General features: G+C 70.4%; 16 protein-coding genes and 1 pseudogene. 2 read left to right on the forward strand and 15 right to left on the reverse strand.

From position 1 onward, the window contains the following. Nucleotides 1-57: 57 nt before the first annotated feature. The 7 genes from ABZ693_RS17625 to ABZ693_RS17655 all read right to left on the reverse strand — a co-directional run bounded on the left by ABZ693_RS17625 (nt 58) and on the right by ABZ693_RS17655 (nt 6,832). Nucleotides 58-336: a hypothetical protein gene (locus tag ABZ693_RS17625; protein WP_359877846.1), complete on the reverse strand. Its 279-nt coding sequence runs from the start codon at nt 334-336 to the stop codon at nt 58-60. Nucleotides 337-510: 174 nt separating this feature from the next. After that, on the reverse strand, nt 511-1,473 hold the full coding sequence (locus ABZ693_RS17630; RefSeq protein WP_359877662.1) for a helix-turn-helix transcriptional regulator: 963 nt from the start codon (nt 1,471-1,473) through the stop codon (nt 511-513). A gap of 17 nt (nt 1,474-1,490) precedes the next feature. Then, the gene (locus tag ABZ693_RS17635; protein ID WP_359877665.1) at nt 1,491-2,471 is read right to left on the reverse strand and encodes a helix-turn-helix transcriptional regulator; all 981 of its coding nucleotides are present in this window, start codon (nt 2,469-2,471) and stop codon (nt 1,491-1,493) included. A 132-nt stretch (nt 2,472-2,603) separates the two neighbouring features. Then, nucleotides 2,604-2,984 carry an FKBP-type peptidyl-prolyl cis-trans isomerase gene (locus ABZ693_RS17640; protein ID WP_359877668.1) on the reverse strand — a complete coding sequence of 127 codons (381 nt, stop codon included), beginning with the start codon at nt 2,982-2,984 and terminating at the stop codon, nt 2,604-2,606. A 60-nt stretch (nt 2,985-3,044) separates the two neighbouring features. Beyond that, on the reverse strand, nt 3,045-3,989 hold the full coding sequence (locus ABZ693_RS17645; protein ID WP_359877671.1) for an FKBP-type peptidyl-prolyl cis-trans isomerase: 945 nt from the start codon (nt 3,987-3,989) through the stop codon (nt 3,045-3,047). A 140-nt stretch (nt 3,990-4,129) separates the two neighbouring features. Next, nucleotides 4,130-5,491, reverse strand: a complete 1,362-nt coding sequence (gene pafA / locus ABZ693_RS17650) for a Pup--protein ligase (protein WP_359877674.1) — start codon at nt 5,489-5,491, stop codon at nt 4,130-4,132. A gap of 9 nt (nt 5,492-5,500) precedes the next feature. Then, nucleotides 5,501-6,832, reverse strand: a complete 1,332-nt coding sequence (locus ABZ693_RS17655) for an MFS transporter (protein WP_359877677.1) — start codon at nt 6,830-6,832, stop codon at nt 5,501-5,503. 135 nt (nt 6,833-6,967) lie between these two features. On the opposite strand from ABZ693_RS17655, the gene ABZ693_RS17660 reads away from it, so the two are divergent. Beyond that, nucleotides 6,968-7,987 (forward strand): LacI family DNA-binding transcriptional regulator, encoded by a 1,020-nt coding sequence (locus tag ABZ693_RS17660; RefSeq protein WP_359877680.1) that lies wholly within the window; start codon nt 6,968-6,970, stop codon nt 7,985-7,987. Between the two features lie 62 nt (nt 7,988-8,049). On the opposite strand, the gene prcA is transcribed toward ABZ693_RS17660, so the two are convergent. The 6 genes and pseudogenes from prcA to arc form a co-directional block, all read right to left on the reverse strand. Then, the gene (gene prcA, locus ABZ693_RS17665; protein WP_359877682.1) at nt 8,050-8,802 is read right to left on the reverse strand and encodes a proteasome subunit alpha; all 753 of its coding nucleotides are present in this window, start codon (nt 8,800-8,802) and stop codon (nt 8,050-8,052) included. Nucleotides 8,803-8,861: 59 nt separating this feature from the next. Next, the gene (gene prcB, locus ABZ693_RS17670) at nt 8,862-9,701 is read right to left on the reverse strand and encodes a proteasome subunit beta (RefSeq protein WP_359877683.1); all 840 of its coding nucleotides are present in this window, start codon (nt 9,699-9,701) and stop codon (nt 8,862-8,864) included. Next, nucleotides 9,683-9,871, reverse strand: a pseudogene (locus tag ABZ693_RS17675) (endonuclease domain-containing protein); the annotation flags it as partial. The pseudogene ABZ693_RS17675 and the gene prcB, both read right to left, overlap by 19 nt. 171 nt (nt 9,872-10,042) lie before the next feature. Continuing rightward, complete coding sequence (locus ABZ693_RS17680) at nt 10,043-10,255, reverse strand: ubiquitin-like protein Pup (protein ID WP_175439096.1); 213 nt, start codon at nt 10,253-10,255, stop codon at nt 10,043-10,045. Nucleotides 10,256-10,390: 135 nt separating this feature from the next. After that, nucleotides 10,391-11,911, reverse strand: a complete 1,521-nt coding sequence (gene dop, locus ABZ693_RS17685) for a depupylase/deamidase Dop (RefSeq protein WP_359877687.1) — start codon at nt 11,909-11,911, stop codon at nt 10,391-10,393. Nucleotides 11,912-12,079: 168 nt separating this feature from the next. Then, nucleotides 12,080-13,846, reverse strand: a complete 1,767-nt coding sequence (gene arc / locus ABZ693_RS17690; RefSeq protein WP_359877690.1) for a proteasome ATPase — start codon at nt 13,844-13,846, stop codon at nt 12,080-12,082. A gap of 242 nt (nt 13,847-14,088) precedes the next feature. On the opposite strand from arc, the gene ABZ693_RS17695 reads away from it, so the two are divergent. Further along, nucleotides 14,089-14,400, forward strand: a complete 312-nt coding sequence (locus tag ABZ693_RS17695) for a ferredoxin (protein ID WP_359877692.1) — start codon at nt 14,089-14,091, stop codon at nt 14,398-14,400. A 56-nt stretch (nt 14,401-14,456) separates the two neighbouring features. Here the strand turns inward: ABZ693_RS17695 and ABZ693_RS17700 are convergent, their stop codons facing one another. Both ABZ693_RS17700 and ABZ693_RS17705 read right to left on the reverse strand, forming a co-directional pair. After that, nucleotides 14,457-15,044, reverse strand: a complete 588-nt coding sequence (locus ABZ693_RS17700; RefSeq protein WP_359877695.1) for a hypothetical protein — start codon at nt 15,042-15,044, stop codon at nt 14,457-14,459. Nucleotides 15,045-15,343: 299 nt separating this feature from the next. Further along, entirely contained in the window at nt 15,344-16,231 is an 888-nt protein-coding gene (locus ABZ693_RS17705) for a tRNA (adenine-N1)-methyltransferase (protein ID WP_019884997.1), read from the reverse strand. Nucleotides 16,232-16,281: the final 50 nt, after the last annotated feature.

A 16,281-nucleotide genomic window follows, 5' to 3' on the forward strand; every position in this document is an offset into this window, starting at 1 on the left:
GTGGGCCGGTCCGTGGGCCGGTCCGCTCGCCGATGGACGCCCGGCATATGCCGCCCTTCAGCAGGCGGCGGACCGAACCGTGATGTGCAGGCGCAGGGTGTTGACGCCGCCGTCGGTGAGGAGTTCCACGATCCGCTCCCCGGCCGGCTTGCGGACGGCGCTGCCGCACTCGGGGCAGGTGAAGGAGTAGAAGGTGGTACGACGGCTCGCGCCGATGGCGAGCCGGAAAGCGCCCGCGGAGAGTTCGAAGCGGGCGCGGCAGTCGGGGCAGGCGGCCTTGTAGAGGACCTGCGCGACCGGGGGAACCGGGGCCACCGGAGCCATGAGGCCGGGCATCACGGACATTTCCCTTGACTCTCCCTGTGCTCGGGAGAGGCGCCCGGACGACACCCCTCATGGGGAACAGCGCCCCGCCGCTCCGGAACGTCACCGTCCGGTCCGCCGGACACCGGCCCGGCGGATGCCCTGGCACTCGCTAACGCACGCACCCCGCCGCTCCCGGCCCGCCGCTCAGCCGTCGTACGCGGCCAGCGCCGCGGCCGCCGCCTCGCGCGCGCTGTCCGCCAGCTCCGGCGGGGACACGATCCGCCCGTCGCTGCCGAGCCGCAGCGCGAGCCGTCGCAGCGAGGCGGGCGCCGGGGTCCGCAGGGTGATCCGCAGTCCCCCGTCGGGCAGTTCCTCGGCCCGGTCGTGCGGGTAGTACTCGGCGACCCAGCGGCCGCCGGGCCCCACCTCCACCACGACCTCCGGGTCCTCGGCGGACGGCTGCACCAGCCCCGCCGACAGGTCCCGCAGCTCGATCTCCGGCGGCGCGGCGGCCTCGTCCAGGAGCCGGATCTCGGCCACCCGGTCGAGCCGGAAGGTGCGGCGCGCCTCGGAGAGCCGGCACCACGCCTCCATGTACGTGTGGCCGACGGCGAACAGCCGGATCGGGTCCACCTCGCGCTCGGTGAGCTCGTCGCGCGCGGGCGAGTAGTAGCGCAGCCACAGCCGGCGGCGTTCCGAGATCGCCCGGTCGACCTCGGCGAACACCCCGCCCTCGGACTCGAAGGTCACCGAGAGCCGGGAGCTGGCCCCGGCGGCCTCACCGGCCGCCGCCTCCAGCTTGGCGGTCGCCCGCAGCAGCGCGTCGCGGTCGCCCTCGCGCAGCCCGGGCAGCGTCGCCACGGCGCGCGCCGCGACCAGCAGCGCGGTCGCCTCGTCGGCGGCGAGCCGCAGCGGCTCGGCGGCCTCCGCGCCCAGGGCGTTCGGATTGCGCCACCAGATCCGGTCGCCGTCGGTGTCGATGTCCAGCAGATCGCCGCCCCGGAAGCTGGTGCCGCACATCGGCAGCACGTCCAGGTCGGAGATCAGCTCGTCCTCGGTGATCCCGAAGGCCCGGGCGACGTCGGCGACGTGCGCGCCCGGACGTTCGCGCAGATACGTGACGAGGGAGAGCATCCGCCTCGTCTGGTCGATGGCGTTGACGGCCACGGTCGTTCCTCTTCCCCTCAGCCCTTGGCCACGGCGCGCAGCCGGTCCACCACGTCGGCCCGCAGATCGGCCGGTTCCAGCACGACCACGTCGGGGCCGAACTCCACGAGCCAGGCGTCGAGGCCGTGCCCGTACGGGATCTCCAGCTCGTCCCAGCCGTCGGTGCCCTCGGTCACCGCGGTGGCCTTGGCCCGCAGCGGATAGGCGCAGCCGGCCCGCAGCCGGATCCGGGCGGTCCGGGTGGCGGTCTCGCCCGCCCAGCTCTCGACGGTCTCACGGACGGTGACGGCGTCGGGCACGGGCGTGGTGAACGCGCCGGCCCGGGAGCGCACCTTGCCGGTGATCCGGGACAGCCGGAACACCCGCTCCGCGCCCCGGTCGCGGTCCCAGCCCGCCAGGTACCAGTGGCCGCGCCAGCACTCCAGGGTCCACGGCTCGACCTGCCGGGGCTCGGGGCGGGCGGCGTTGGCCTTGCGGTAGTCGAAGACGACCGGGCGGCGGTCGCGGCAGGCCAGCATCAGCGGCTCGAAGGCGGCCTCGTGGACCGGGATACGGGGTTCCAGCGCGCCCGGCCGGTCGTCGTACGGGTCCTCCGCCTCGGGCATGCCGGCGGCGCGCAGCTTCTGCAGGGCGCCGCTCGCGGCGCCGGCGAGGCGGGCCTGCTGCCACACCTTGGCGGCGAGGCCGAGCGCGGCGGCCTCCTCGGCGTCCAGGGTGATGGGCGGCAGCCGGTTGGAGTCGCGGCGGGCCAGGTAGCCGGTCTCGCCGTCCAGGTTCTCGACGGTCTCGATGACCAGGCCGAGCTCGCGCAGATCATCCTTGTCGCGCTCGAACATCCGGTTGAAGGCGTCCTCGCCGGACGCCCCGCCGGGCCCCGGTCGGAAGGCCTCGACATAGGCCTCGATGGACCCCCGCAGTTCGCGCTTGCTGAGCGGCCGGCGGGCGCCGAGCAGACACAGCGCCAGGTTCATCAGCCGCTCGGCCTTGGCAATCGCCATCGACGCCCCGCACCCTCTTTTACCGGTTGGACTCTTCGGAGGTCCGACCGTACCGCCCCGGGGTGTGTGGACCAAAGCCGAGGGTCCCCGCCCTGATGGGCGGGGACCCTCGGTCCGGTCTCGCGATCCGGGTCAGCGCTTGTGGACGGCCACGAGGTCGCAGACGAAGATCAGCGTCTCGTTCGGGCCGATCTTGCCGCCCGCGCCCTGCTCGCCGTACGCCAGGTGCGACGGGATGATCAGCTGACGGCGGCCGCCGACCTGCATGCCCTGGACGCCCTTGTCCCAGCCCTGGATGACCATGCCGACACCGAGCTGGAACTGCAGCGCGGAACCGCGGTTCCAGGAGGCGTCGAACTCCTCGCCGGACTCGAAGGACACACCCACGTAGTGGACGTCGACCACGTCGCCGGCCTCGGCGACCTCGCCGTCGCCCTTCCAGATGTCCTTGATCTCCAGGTCGGACGGCGCCTCGCCGCCCGGGAAGTCGACCTCGGGCTTCTCGATGCTCACTGCAGTGTGCTCCTCATACGATGAACCGCACGGACGATGGCCCGCGCGACCGGGACAGTCTTACATCTTCGTCAGGATGTCCACAGCGAAGACCAGGGTGGAATTCTTCGGAATGCCCTGCTTCTCCTCGGCGCCGAAGGCCTCCGACGGCGGCGCGACGATCAGCACACGGCTGCCGACCTTCTTGCCGACGAGGCCGTCCTTGAGTCCCTTCAGGGTCAGGTTGGCCAGCGGGAAGTTGGCCGGCTTGCCCGCCTGGTACGTCGAGTCGAAGACCTTGCCGTCCTTCCAGATGGAGGCGACGTAGTTCACCACGACCGTGTCCGTGGCCTTCACGGCCTCGCCCTTGGACTCCAGGATGTAGTTGGAGACCAGCTTGGTCGGCGGATCCACCTTGGGGATCGTCAGCGAGGGCGCCTTGCCGTCGGTGTTGGTACCGACCTTCGGCAGGTCCTTGTTCTCCTGGGCGACCTCGGTGCCCTCGGCGGTCTTCGGGATGGTGACGGCCTTCAGGATGTCGACCACGAACACCAGCGTGGCGTTGGGCTTGATGTCGCCCTGGCCCTGCGCCCCGTACCCGAGCTCCGGCGGGATGCCGATCATGACGCGGCTGCCGACCTTCTGGCCCGCGAGGCCCTGGTCCCAGCCCTTGATGACCTGTCCGGCGCCCAGCGTCAGCTCGAAGGGCTGCTTCCGGTCGAAGCTGTTGTCGAAGGGGGTGGTCGAGTCCCACGACTGGCCCAGGTAGTTCACCTGAAGCGCGTCACCGTTCTTGGTGACCGGGCCCTTGCCCTCGCTGATCACGTTGACCTTGAGCGACTTGGGCGGGGCGCCCACGCCCTTGGAGACGGTCGGCTTCTCACCGAACTTCTCCCCCGCCGTGATGGCGGGAAGCCCGTTCTTCATCGAACCGGAATCGGAATCGGAGCCCTTGTTGTCGCTGCCGCAGGCCGCTGTGGTGAGCAGCAGCAGCGGAACGACGAGCAGGCCGGCAAGTCGGCGCACTAGTTCCTCAGATCTCAGACGGCACGGTAGTTGTCCCGACACTCTAGGGGACCACACTGTGAATGCCGTCGGCCCCGCACGCGAAACGTGCGGGGCCGACGGTCCGTCCGAGCCGGTCGTACGCCGGGCGGCGCCCGGTCCTACATACCGGCGATCAGCTTTTCCACCCGGTCGTCGACCGAGCGGAACGGGTCCTTGCACAACACCGTGCGCTGCGCCTGGTCGTTGAGCTTGAGGTGGACCCAGTCGACGGTGAAGTCCCGGCGCTGCTCCTGCGCCCGCCGGATGAAGTCGCCGCGCAGCCGCGCCCGGGTGGTCTGCGGCGGCACCGACTTCGCCTCGAAGATCTTCACGTCGTTGCAGATCCGGGCCGCCTGGCCGTTCTTCTGGAGCAGGTAGTACAGCCCGCGGCGGCGGTGGATGTCGTGGTAAGCGAGGTCTATCTGAGCGATCCGCGGATGCGACATCGTCATGTTGTGCTTGGCCCGGTACCGCTCGATGAGCTTGTACTTCATGACCCAGTCGATCTCGGTCTCGACCCGCTCGAGCGCCTCCTGCTCGATCGCGTCGAGGGTACGGCCCCACAGGTCCAGGACCTGGGCGACCGTGCCACTGCGGATGCCCCGGCGGTCGACGAAGTCGGCGGCCTTCTCGAAGTACTCCCGCTGCACCTCGAGCGCCGACGCCTCGCGGCCGCTGGCGAGCCGCACCTTGCGCTGGCCGGTGATGTCGTGGCTGACCTCGCGGATGGCCCGGATCGGGTTCTCCAGGGTCAGGTCGCGCATCACGGTGCCCGCCTCGATCATGCGCAGCACGAGGTCGGTGGCGCCGACCTTGAGCAGCATGGTCGTCTCGGACATGTTGGAGTCGCCGACGATGACGTGCAGGCGCCGGTAGCGCTCGGCGTCCGCGTGCGGCTCGTCGCGGGTGTTGATGATGGGACGCGACCGGGTGGTCGCCGAGCTGACGCCCTCCCAGATGTGCTCGGCCCGCTGCGAGACGCAGTACACGGCACCCCGCGGGGTCTGCAGCACCTTCCCGGCGCCGCAGATCAGCTGCCGGGTCACCAGGAACGGAATGAGGATGTCCGCGAGCCGGGAGAACTCCCCGTGCCGGGCCACCAGATAGTTCTCGTGGCAGCCGTAGGAGTTTCCGGCGGAGTCGGTGTTGTTCTTGAAGAGATAGACGTCGCCCGCGATTCCTTCCTCGTGCAGGCGGCGTTCCGCGTCGACGAGAAGTCCTTCCAGAATGCGCTCGCCGGCCTTGTCGTGGGTGACCAGTTCGACCACGTTGTCGCATTCGGGAGTTGCGTATTCCGGATGCGAACCCACGTCCAGGTACAGGCGGGCGCCGTTCCGCAGGAAGACATTGCTGCTGCGGCCCCATGACACGACACGGCGGAAGAGGTACCGCGCCACTTCGTCAGGAGACAGTCGGCGCTGTCCCCTGAACGTGCACGTGACGCCGTACTCGTTCTCCAGCCCGAAAATGCGGCGGTCCATGTCTGAACATTACGCCTGACGGCCTGTGCTGAAACCGGGTTCGGCCGCCCCGTTTCGTTCGTTTCCCGAGGACCGCGCGTCATTTTCGCCCCGCGCGCCGGGCAGCGGGGCGCTTCCCCCACCCCCGCCGACGGCGTGTCGCACCGGGGTGACGTCCCCCAGCACCCGGCCGGTGGCGAGCAGCACCAGGAAGGCCACGAAGCCGCCGACCCCGGCCACGGCGAAACCGGCGGGGGTCCCGGCCACTTCGACGACCGGCCCGGAGACCGCCGAGCCGAGCGCCGAGCCGACCCCGAAGGTCGTGACCAGCCAGGAGAACGCCTCGGTGACGGTGCCGGCCGGCGCGTGCCGGTCGACCACGATGAAGGCACAGGCGATGGACGGCGCCAGGAACACCCCCGCGAGGGCCGCCAGGAACGCCATCGGGACCGCGCTGGGCACCAGGACCAGCGGCAGATAGCCGACCGCGAGCAGCAGCACCAGCACCCGCAGCCGCCTCTCCGGCGCGCCCGCCCACTGGCGGGCCCCGTACACCACGCCGCCGATCAGCGCGCCGAGCCCGAGCGCCGCCATCAGCCAGCCGTAGACCGCGTCGTCACCGAGATCGTCGGCGTAGGCGACGGCGGCCACCGTGATGGAGCCGAGCGCCAGCCCCACGAAGAAGAACGAACCGAGCAGGGCGAGCAGACCGGGCGAGCGCAGCGCGCCCAGCCAGTGCGCCTCGCGCGGCGCGGAGCGCCAGGCCCGCGACGGCGGCGAGAGCACCACCGAGAGGGCGCCGAGGACACCGAGGACGTTGATGACGAGGAGGGCGGCGGCGGGCGACCACAGCGCCACGAGCAGGGTCAGCAGCAGCGGCCCGGCGGTGAACATGACCTCCTGGGCGACGGCGTCCAGGGCGTACGCCCGGTGCACCTGGTCCGCCCGGCCCAGCACGCTCGGCCACAGCGCCCGCAGCCCGCCTTCGAGCGGCGGGGTGAAGAGTCCGGCGACCAGGACGGCCGCGTAGGCGAGGAAGAGGTTGCCGATGCCGGCGACGGCCAGCACAGCCATGCCGAGGGCGGAGAGGAGCGCGGCGGGCAGCTGGACGCGAGGCTGGCCCTTGAGGTCGACGGCCCGGCCCAGCAGGGGCTGGCCGACGGCCATGGCCAGGCCGTACACGGCTATCAGCCCGCCGGCGAGGGTGTAACTGCCGCCCTCGGCGCGGGTGAACACCGTCAGGGCGACCGGCCCCGTCCCGCTCGGCAGCCGGCCCACGAGGGTGCCGGTGAGCAGGCGCGTGGCATGGGGCGCGCGAAGGATCTCGAGATAACCGCCGCTCGCGGGTGCCTCGGTGGGCATGGGGTCTCCCTCCCGGGGCATCAACCCGAGGTTTTACGTATAACGCGACGGGGTCATACGTACCATGACCGCACCACGCCGGTCCACCCGCGCGTCCACACGAACCAGCACACAGCCGCCGCGGAGGTCGTACGCGTGCACAGCCCCGAGCCCCCCGGCGGGCACCGCCCCACCAGCCGCGACGTCGCCCGCGTCGCCGGCGTCTCGCAGGCCACCGTGTCCCTCGTCCTCGGCGACAAATGGCGCGGCCGCGTCTCCGAACGCACCGCCGCCACCGTCCGCGAGACCGCCGCGCACCTCGGCTACCGCCCCAATCTCGCCGCCCGCAACCTGCGCCTCGGCCGCACCCGCACCGCCCTGCTCGTGGTCCCCGCCCTCACCAACGAGTTCTTCGCCCGCGTCTACACCGGCGCCGCCACCGTCGCCGCCCGGCACGGTTTCGGCGTCGTCCTCTACCCCTCCCCCGCCGGCATCGGCCCCGCCCGGGACCCCTTCGCCTCCGCCCGCGCCGCCCTCGACGGCGTCATCGCCTCCTCCATGGCCGCCGAGGCCCTCAAGGCCTTCGCCGGCACCGACCTCCCCCTCGTGATGCTCGACAGCGACCCCGCCGACCCCGGCGCCGCCGCCCACGTCAACCTCGACATCGCCGACGGCATGCGCCAGGTCACCGGCCACCTGCTCGGCCTCGGCCACCGGCGCTTCCTGCACCTCGCCTCCGCCGTCTCCTCCTGGACCTTCGACGTCCGCGGCGCCGCGCTCGCCGACGCCCTGCGCGACGCGAGCGTCACGGTGGTCCGCGCCCCGCTCGACGTCCAGGGCGCCCGCGAAGTCACCGAACACGCCCTCACCCGGCCCGGCCCCCGGCCCACCGCCATCGTCTGCGACGACGACATCCTCGCCGCGGGCGCCTGCAAGGCGGCCCGCCGGCTCGGCCTGCGCGTCCCCGAGGACCTCTCCGTGACCGGCTTCGACGACCTGGCCCTCGCCACCGCCCTCGAACCCGAACTCACCACCGTCGCCCTCCCCGCCGAACGCATCGGCGAACGCGGCATGGACGCCCTCCTCGCCGTCCTCGACGGCCGCGCCCCTGAGACGGACGACCTGCCCGTCACCCTCGCCCGCCGTGCCTCCTCCGGCCCCGCCCCGAGCACCTGACCCCGGGTACGGCAAAGGCCCCGGAGCCGTACGGCTCCGGGGCCCTGCCACACTCCCGCGGACTACTCCTCGGCGGCCTCGTCCGACGGGTCGTCCGTGCGGGTCACCGCCGCGTCGTCCGCCTCCAGCAGGCGCTTCAGCTGGCGGCCGACGATCCGCTTGAACTTCCGCTGCTGCGGCCGCGTCCGGTCCAGCACCGCCACCTCCAGCCGCTCCGCGGGAATCTCCCGCTCGCCGCCGTTGGTGTCCCGCGACAGCGCCTGCACGGCCAGCTTCAGCGCCTCCGCCAGCGACATCCCGTCCCGGTGCCGCTGGTCCAGGAACGAGCTGATCTGCTCCGCGTTGCCGCCGACCGCGACCGAACCGTGCTCGTCGACGATCGACCCGTCGTGCGGCAGCCGGTAGATCTGGTCGCCCTCCGGCTCCGCGCCGACCTCGGCGACGACCAGCTCCACCTCGTACGGCTTCTCGCCCGCGCTGGAGAAGATCGTGCCCAGCGTCTGCGCGTAGACGTTGGCCAGACCGCGCGCGGTGACGTCGTCGCGGTCGTAGGTGTACCCGCGCAGATCGGCGTAGCGCACCCCGCCGATCCGCAGGTTCTCGTACTCGTTGTACTTGCCGGCCGCGGCGAAGCCGATCCGGTCGTAGATCTCGCTGAACTTGTGCAGGGCGCGAGACGGGTTCTCGCCGACGAACACGATGCCGTCGGCGTACTGGAGGACGACGAGACTGCGGCCCCGGGCGATGCCCTTGCGGGCGTACTCCGCCCGGTCCGCCATGGCCTGCTGGGGTGAGACATAGAACGGCGTGGACACCGGCTACCGTCCCTTTCTTCCGGTCCGAAAGGCTTCTTCGCTACGAGGTCGACGCGCGGTCAGAGCAGGGCGGCGCGCGGCCCGTCGGGCTGCTCCAGACGCCGCTCGGTGACGGACCGGGCCAGCGCGAAGGATTCCTCCTCCGAGAGCCTGCGGAAGCCCTCCTCGGTGATGACGGTGACGATCGGGAAGATCCGGCGTGCCAGATCCGGGCCGCCGGTCGCGGAGTCGTCGTCCGCCGCGTCGTACAGCGCCTGGACGACCAGCGTGGTGGCCTGCTCCTCGGTCAGGTCCTCCCGGTACAGCTTCTTCATCGACCCGCGCGCGAAGATCGAACCCGAGCCGGTGGCGGCGTACCCGTGCTCCTCGGAGCGGCCGCCGGTGACGTCGTAGGAGAAGATCCGGCCCCGCTCGCGGCTCTCGTCCCAGCCGGCGAAGAGCGGGACGACGGCGAGACCCTGCATGGCCATGCCGAGGTTGCCGCGGATCATGGTGGACAGGCGGTTGGCCTTGCCCTCCAGGGAGAGCGTCGTGCCCTCCACCTTCTCGAAGTGCTCCAGCTCCAGCTGGAACAGCTTGACCATCTCCACGGCGAGACCGGCGGTGCCGGCGATGCCGACCGCCGAGTACTCGTCGGCCGGGAACACCTTCTCGATGTCCCGCTGCGCGATCATGTTCCCCATCGTGGCGCGCCGGTCACCGGCGAGCACCACGCCCCCGGGGAACGTCACGGCGACGATGGTGGTGCCGTGCGGCGCCTCGACGACCCCCTCCGGCAGCTTCCGGTTGCCCGGGAGCAGCTGCGGCGAGTGATCGGCCAGGAAGTCCATGAACGACGAGGACCCCGGCGTCAGGAAGGCTGCTGGGAGACGCCCGGTGCTCAGATTGTTTGCTTCCACGCGTTGCCCTCCAGGTATGCGATGGCCCGACGAAGGACGTCGGGATCGTCTCCCAACTTTCCGATGGCCGAATGACAGTTGCAGCACAGTACGCCACGGACCCTACCCGTCTCGTGGCGGTGATCCACATGCGTGGCCGGGGCCTTTCGGCGGATGCGGCAGGGACCGCGGGGGCAGGCCGTACGAGGCTGTCGCGTCGCGACGCCACGCGGAGCGAGTCCCGGTCACTCCACGGGGCCGGAGAGCGAAGAATGCGCGCGGCTTCTTCTCGCCACACCGCGCGCATCCTTCGAAGTGCCACTTCCGAGCACAACCCCCGCTTTTCACCTTCGCTTCGAAGGCTACTGGCCGCCCTTTTGCACAAATGAGCGAACGAAGTCCTCTGCGTTCTCCTCGAGGACGTCGTCGATTTCGTCCAGAACGGAATCCACGTCGTCGCTCAGCTTTTCCTGGCGTTCCTTGAGGTCGGAGCTCGCCTCCGCCGTGGTCTCCTCGACCTCCTCGGTGGAACGCGTCGCCTTCTGCTGTCCGCCGCCGGTGTCCTTGGTCGCCATTTCCTCACCCCGCTCGAATCGGCCCGCTCGGTTGGGTCAGTACCAGATCCGACCCTACAAGCCGGGACTGACATCGGCCCCGCAGTTTCTGCAACGTCCGGGCACTGATCTCATGATTCCCAGTGCCCGGCCATTTCAGGCTCCCGCGTTGCCGGAAAGGACCCGCACCAGTTCCTCGGCCGTCCTGCACCGGTCGAGGAGGTCCTTCACATGGCTCCGGGTACCCCGGAGGGGCTCCAGCGTCGGCACCCGCTGGAGCGAGTCGTGACCCGGGAGGTCGAAGATGACCGAATCCCACGAGGCGGCGGCCACGTCGTCCGCGTACTGCTCCAGGCAGCGGCCGCGGAAGTAGGCCCGGGTGTCGTCCGGGGGGTTCGTCTCGGCCCGTTCCACCGCCGGCTCGTCCAGCAGGCGCTTCATCCGCCCTCGGGCCACCAGCCGGTTGTACAGGCCCTTCTCGGGGCGTACGTCCGCGTACTGGAGGTCGACGAGGTGCAGCCGGGCGGCGTCCCAGTCCAGGTTGTCGCGGCGGCGGTAGCCCTCCATCAGCTCCCGCTTGGTGACCCAGTCCAGCTCGCCGGCCAGGCTCATCGGATCGTTCTCGAGCCGGTAGAGCGTGTCCTCCCAACGGGTGAGGACGTCCTTGGTCTGCTCGTCGGCGTCGGTCCCGTAGCGCTCGTCGACGTACTTCCTGGCCAGCTCGAAGTACTCCATCTGAAGCTGCACCGCGGTGAGTGTCCGGCCGCTGCGCAGCGTGACGAGGTACTGCAGGCCCGGGTCGTGGGAGACCTGGTGGAGGGTGCGCACGGGCTGGTCGACGGCGAGGTCGACGGTGATGAAGGCGTCCTCGATCATCGACAGGACGAGCGCGGTGGTGCCGAGCTTGAGGTAGGTGGAGATCTCGGAGAGGTTGGCGTCTCCGATGATCACGTGCAGCCGCCGGTACTTCTCGGCGTCCGCGTGCGGCTCGTCACGGGTGTTGATGATGGGGCGCTTGAGGGTGGTCTCCAGGCCGACCTCGACCTCGAAGTAGTCGGCGCGCTGGCTGAGCTGGAAGCCGTGCTCGCGGCCTTCCTGGCCGATGCCGACCCGGCCGGCGCCGGTGACGACCTGGCGGGAGACGAAGAACGGCGTCAGGTGGCGCACGATGTCCGAGAACGGGGTCTCCCGTTTCATCAGGTAGTTCTCGTGCGTGCCGTAGGACGCGCCCTTGTTGTCGGTGTTGTTCTTGTAGAGGTGGATGGGCTGGGCGCCGGGCAGCTGGGCGGCGCGCGCGGCCGCCTCGGCCATGATCCGTTCGCCGGCCTTGTCCCACAGGACGGCGTCCCGGGGGTTGGTGACCTCGGGGGCGCTGTACTCGGGGTGGGCGTGGTCCACGTAGAGCCGGGCGCCGTTGGTCAGGATGACGTTGGCGAGGCCGATGTCCTCGTCGGTGAGCTGGCTGGAGTCGGCGGCCTCGCGAGCGAGGTCGAAGCCGCGGGCGTCCCGCAGCGGGTTCTCCTCCTCGAAGTCCCAGCGGGCGCGCCGCGCCCGGTGCATCGCCGCCGCGTAGGCGTTGACGATCTGGGACGAGGTGAGCATGGCATTGGCGTTGGGGTGCCCGGGGACGGAGATCCCGTACTCCGTCTCGATGCCCATTACTCGCCGTACGGTCATGCGACCCTCCTTGCCCGGCGCCGCTCCCCGCACCGTGCGTGTTGCGGCGGTACACCCACGAGCCTAGAGCGGTCGCGCGCGTACGGGGAGATCAAAACGAATCGGTGAGTGGAAAGCGACGGCTGCGGATGTCCGTTTCCGGACATCCGCAGCCGGTTGCGCGCGTCGCTACAGGTACTGACCGGTGTTGGCCACCGTGTCGATGGACCGGCCGGTGTCCGCGCCCTGCTTTCCGGTGACGAGGGTGCGGATGAAGACGATCCGCTCGCCCTTCTTGCCGGAGATCCGGGCCCAGTCGTCGGGGTTGGTGGTGTTGGGCAGGTCCTCGTTCTCCTTGAACTCGTCCACGCAGGCCTGGAGGAGGTGGGAGACGCGGATGCCCTTCTGGTCGTGGTCGAGGAAGGCCTTGATGGCCATCTTCTTGGCCCGGTCGACAATGTTCTGGATCATCGCGCCGGAGTTGAAGTCCTTGAAGTAGAGGACTTCCTTGTCGCCGTTGGCGTACGTCACCTCGAGGAACCGGTTCTCCTCGGATTCGGCGTACATCTGCTCGACCACGGACTGGATCATTCCGTGGGCGGCGGCCTCCCGCGACCCGCCGTGTTCGGCCAGATCGTCCCCGTGGAGCGGGAGGGAGGCGGTGAGGTACTTGGCGAAAATGTCCTTGGCGGCCTCCGCGTCCGGACGCTCGATCTTGATCTTGACGTCGAGCCGGCCGGGGCGCAGGATCGCGGGGTCGATCATGTCCTCGCGGTTGGAGGCGCCGATGACGATGACGTTCTCCAGGCCCTCCACACCGTCGATCTCGGCGAGCAGCTGCGGGACGATGGTGTTCTCCACGTCCGAGCTGACGCCGGATCCGCGGGTGCGGAAGAGCGATTCCATCTCGTCGAAGAAGACGATGACGGGGGTGCCCTCGCTCGCCTTCTCGCGGGCGCGCTGGAAGACCAGGCGGATGTGCCGCTCGGTCTCGCCGACGTACTTGTTGAGGAGCTCGGGGCCCTTGATGTTGAGGAAGTAGGACTTCCCCGCGGGCTGGCCGGTCACCTCGGCGACCTTCTTGGCAAGGGAGTTGGCGACGGCCTTGGCGATGAGCGTCTTGCCGCAGCCGGGCGGTCCGTAGAGCAGGATGCCCTTCGGGGGCCGCAGTTCGTGTTCCTTGAAGAGGTCCGGGTAGAGGTACGGAAGCTCGACCGCGTCGCGGATCAGCTCGATCTGGTTGCCCAGACCGCCGATCTTGTCGTAGTCGACGTCCGGGACCTCTTCGAGGACGAGCTCTTCGACCTCGCTCTTGGGGACCACCTCGTAGACGTACCCGGACCTGGGTTCCAGGAGCAGGGCGTCGCCGGGGCGGATGGTGATGTCCAGCAGGGGCTCGGCGAGCCGGACCACGCGTTCTTCGTCGGTGTGTCCGATGACCAGGGCGCGCTCGCCGTCCTCGAGGATCTCCTTGAGGGTGACGATGTCGCCGGCGCGCTCGAAGGCCATGGCCTCGACCACGTTGAGCGCCTCGTTGAGCATGAGTTCCTGGCCCCGCTTGAGCTGGTCGAGCTCGACGCTGGGGCTGACGTTCACCCGGAGCTTGCGGCCCCCGGTGAAGATGTCGCACGTGCCGTCCTCGTTGGCTTGCAGGAAGACACCGAAGCCGGCCGGCGGCTGCGCGAGCCGGTCGACTTCTTCCTTGAGCGCCACGATCTGGTCGCGGGCCTCACGGAGCGTACTGGCGAGCCGCTCGTTCTGCGCGGACACGCCGGCCAGGTTCGTCTGCAGCTCGACGATCCGCTCTTCGAGAATCCTCGTGTGACGCGGAGAGTCGGCGAGCTTGCGGCGCAGGACGGCGATTTCCTGCTCGAGATAGGCGACCTGACCGGCGGGGTCTTCAGAGCCCCGGCCCGGCCGGATGCCGCGGTTGATGTCGTCGTCGTGGGCTGCCACGGTCCTCACCTCCTCCAAGGGGAGCTGGACGCTTCCTGACCCTACCTGGGTGGGTGATGATTGAAACCCCTAGATCACAAAGACTCCGAGGTGTGTCCGATCTTCACCCTTGCGCTTCCCCTCACGCCAGGGGGATACCCACCGGCGGAGCCCGCCAAAGCGGGCGGCGGTATCGTCATGGGTGGTCAACACCCGTCAGGGTTGGCCCGACTTGTCCAGGCGAGGCAGAAACGGCAGGAGAGATGAGCGTGCAGCAGGAGGCCCCGGCGGTAGGCACCGAGGAGGCACTGGAGGTCTGGATCGACCAGGACCTGTGCACCGGGGACGGGATCTGCGCGCAGTACGCTCCCGAGGTCTTCGAGCTCGACATCGACGGGCTCGCGTATGTGAAGAGCGCGGACGACGAGCTGCTCCAGGCGCCGGGCGCGACGACGCGGGTGCCGCTGCCGCTGCTGCAGGACGTGGTGGACTCCGTGAAGGAGTGTCCGGGCGAGTGCATCCATGTCCGGCGGGCCGGCGACGGCGTCGAGGTGTACGGGCCCGACGCCGGCTGACGCCCGCCGATCGGTGACGGGCGCGGCCGCGGGCCGTACGGGAGTACCGGCCTCCGTCAGGCGGCCTGGTCCTCGGTCCGGGTGGTGCGCAGGAAGACCCCGCCCCGCCAGCGCCAGGTGACGCGGTCGGTCTGGTCGGGGCAGCAGCTGGGGACGTCGAGCGAGGAGTAGCCGAGCAGGGTCGCGTGGACGGCTCCGCCGCGTATCGCGAAGTCGGTCACGCTCCGCTTCTCGGACGGTTCGACGAGGGTGGCCACGACTCGGGCCGCGGAGGCGCCGGTGTTCTCGCCGGCGCCTTTTTCCGTGTTCTTGGCGTGGGTGAGGACATAGACGCCGCTGGGCGGGGTGCCGGAGCCGGCGTCACAGCGGACGACGGCGACCGTCTCGGGGTTCCCGTCGCCGTCGAGGTCTCCGGTGGCCCGCTGGACGATCTTGTTCGGGAGCCCTCCGCATTCCAGCGGGTAGTGGGCCGTGGCCGCGTCGGGCGCGGGCCGGGGTGCCGGTGGCGCTGCCGTGGCTCCGGCCGGGCCGGAGTGGAGCAGCCCGGCGAGGGCGACGACTCCGGCCATCGCGGTGGCGGTGGCCAGCCAGTGCACCGGCCGGGCGTGGGTGTGCGCCAGGTCCGTGACGGCGGGGGTCTGCACGCGAGGAGTCTCCTGTGAGGGTGATGCGGAAGGAGTTCGCCCGGCTCCCGGGCCGGCGGTGCCGCGGTGGCACTTCGGAGGCGGGGAGCCTGTGGAACGGCATCGTGCCACACGTCACAGGCCGGCGGAACAGCCGGGGTGGACCGTGGCCGTACGGCCGGGGACGCGGGCCGAAGGGAATGTGCGGGCGCGAAAGGCGTGAACATGAGGGTGCCGCCGTCGACTTCCGGCCTGTGGGGCGGGAACTCGGCGGCGGCACACGTGTGTTGCGGGGGTTCTTGCCCCCTGACTGACGAGGGTCAGCCCTTGTTGGGGCCCTCGTAGTCCTCGCCGTAGGCGCCCTTGGCGGGGCGGCGGCGGCGCATCGGGGGCTCCACGCCGTCCGCGAGACGGCGGGCCGTGACGAGGAAGCCGGTGTGGCCGATCATCCGGTGGTCCGGGCGGACGGCCAGGCCCTCGACGTGCCAGTTGCGGATCATGGATTCCCAGGGCTGCGGCTCGGCGTAGCAGCCGAACTCGCGGATGGACTCCACGGTGCGGGCGAGCTGCGTGGTGGTGGCCACGTAGCAGCAGAGGATGCCGCCGGGGACGAGGGCCTTGGAGACGGCCTCCAGGCACTCCCAGGGGGCGAGCATGTCGAGGATGACACGGTCGACGTCGGTGTCGGACAGATTGTCCTGGAGGTCGCCGACGGTCAGCTGCCACGCGGGGTGCGGGCCGCCGAAGTAGCGCTCGACGTTGCCCTTGGCGATCTCGGCGAAGTCCTCGCGGCGCTCGTAGGAGTGCAGCATGCCGCTGTCACCGATGGCGCGCAGCAGGAAGGAGCTGAGTGAGCCGGAGCCCACACCCGCCTCGACGACACGGGCGCCGGGGAAGATGTCGGCGAAGGCCAGGATCTGCCCCGCGTCCTTGGGGTAGACCACGGCGGCGCCGCGGGGCATGGACAGGACGTAGTCGGGGAGCAGGGGGCGCAGCGCGAGGTAGGCGACGTTTCCCGTGGTACGGACAACACTGCCCTCGGGAGCACCGATCAGCTCGTCATGGGGGAAGGAACCCTTATGGGTGTGGAAATTCTTCCCGGCTTCGAGCGTGAAGGTGTAGTGGCGTCCCTTGGGGTCGGTGAGCTGGACCTGGTCCCCGACCTTGAAGGGCCCGCGACGGCGGGCGGCACCGGTCGGTTCGGACATGTGAGCAGCTTATCAAGGGCGCGCCGGGCCCCTTGCCGCGTCACGACCCC

The organism is Streptomyces laurentii, from assembly GCF_040635425.1.
Taxonomy (GTDB): domain Bacteria; phylum Actinomycetota; class Actinomycetes; order Streptomycetales; family Streptomycetaceae; genus Streptomyces; species Streptomyces laurentii.

Excerpts from the sequence above, each read along its gene's own strand:
- ABZ693_RS17705 (WP_019884997.1), bottom strand. The coding sequence starts at position 16,231 with ATGTCCGAACCGACCGGTGCCGCCCGCCGTCGCGGGCCCTTCAAGGTC.
- ABZ693_RS17680 (WP_175439096.1), bottom strand. The coding sequence starts at position 10,255 with ATGGCGACCAAGGACACCGGCGGCGGACAGCAGAAGGCGACGCGTTCC.
- ABZ693_RS17655 (WP_359877677.1), bottom strand. The coding sequence starts at position 6,832 with ATGCCCACCGAGGCACCCGCGAGCGGCGGTTATCTCGAGATCCTTCGC.
- ABZ693_RS17625 (WP_359877846.1), bottom strand. The coding sequence starts at position 336 with ATGCCCGGCCTCATGGCTCCGGTGGCCCCGGTTCCCCCGGTCGCGCAG.
- ABZ693_RS17635 (WP_359877665.1), bottom strand. The coding sequence starts at position 2,471 with ATGGCGATTGCCAAGGCCGAGCGGCTGATGAACCTGGCGCTGTGTCTG.
- dop (WP_359877687.1), bottom strand. The coding sequence starts at position 11,911 with ATGACCGTACGGCGAGTAATGGGCATCGAGACGGAGTACGGGATCTCC.
- ABZ693_RS17695 (WP_359877692.1), top strand. The coding sequence starts at position 14,089 with ATGAGCGTGCAGCAGGAGGCCCCGGCGGTAGGCACCGAGGAGGCACTG.
- pafA (WP_359877674.1), bottom strand. The coding sequence starts at position 5,491 with ATGGACCGCCGCATTTTCGGGCTGGAGAACGAGTACGGCGTCACGTGC.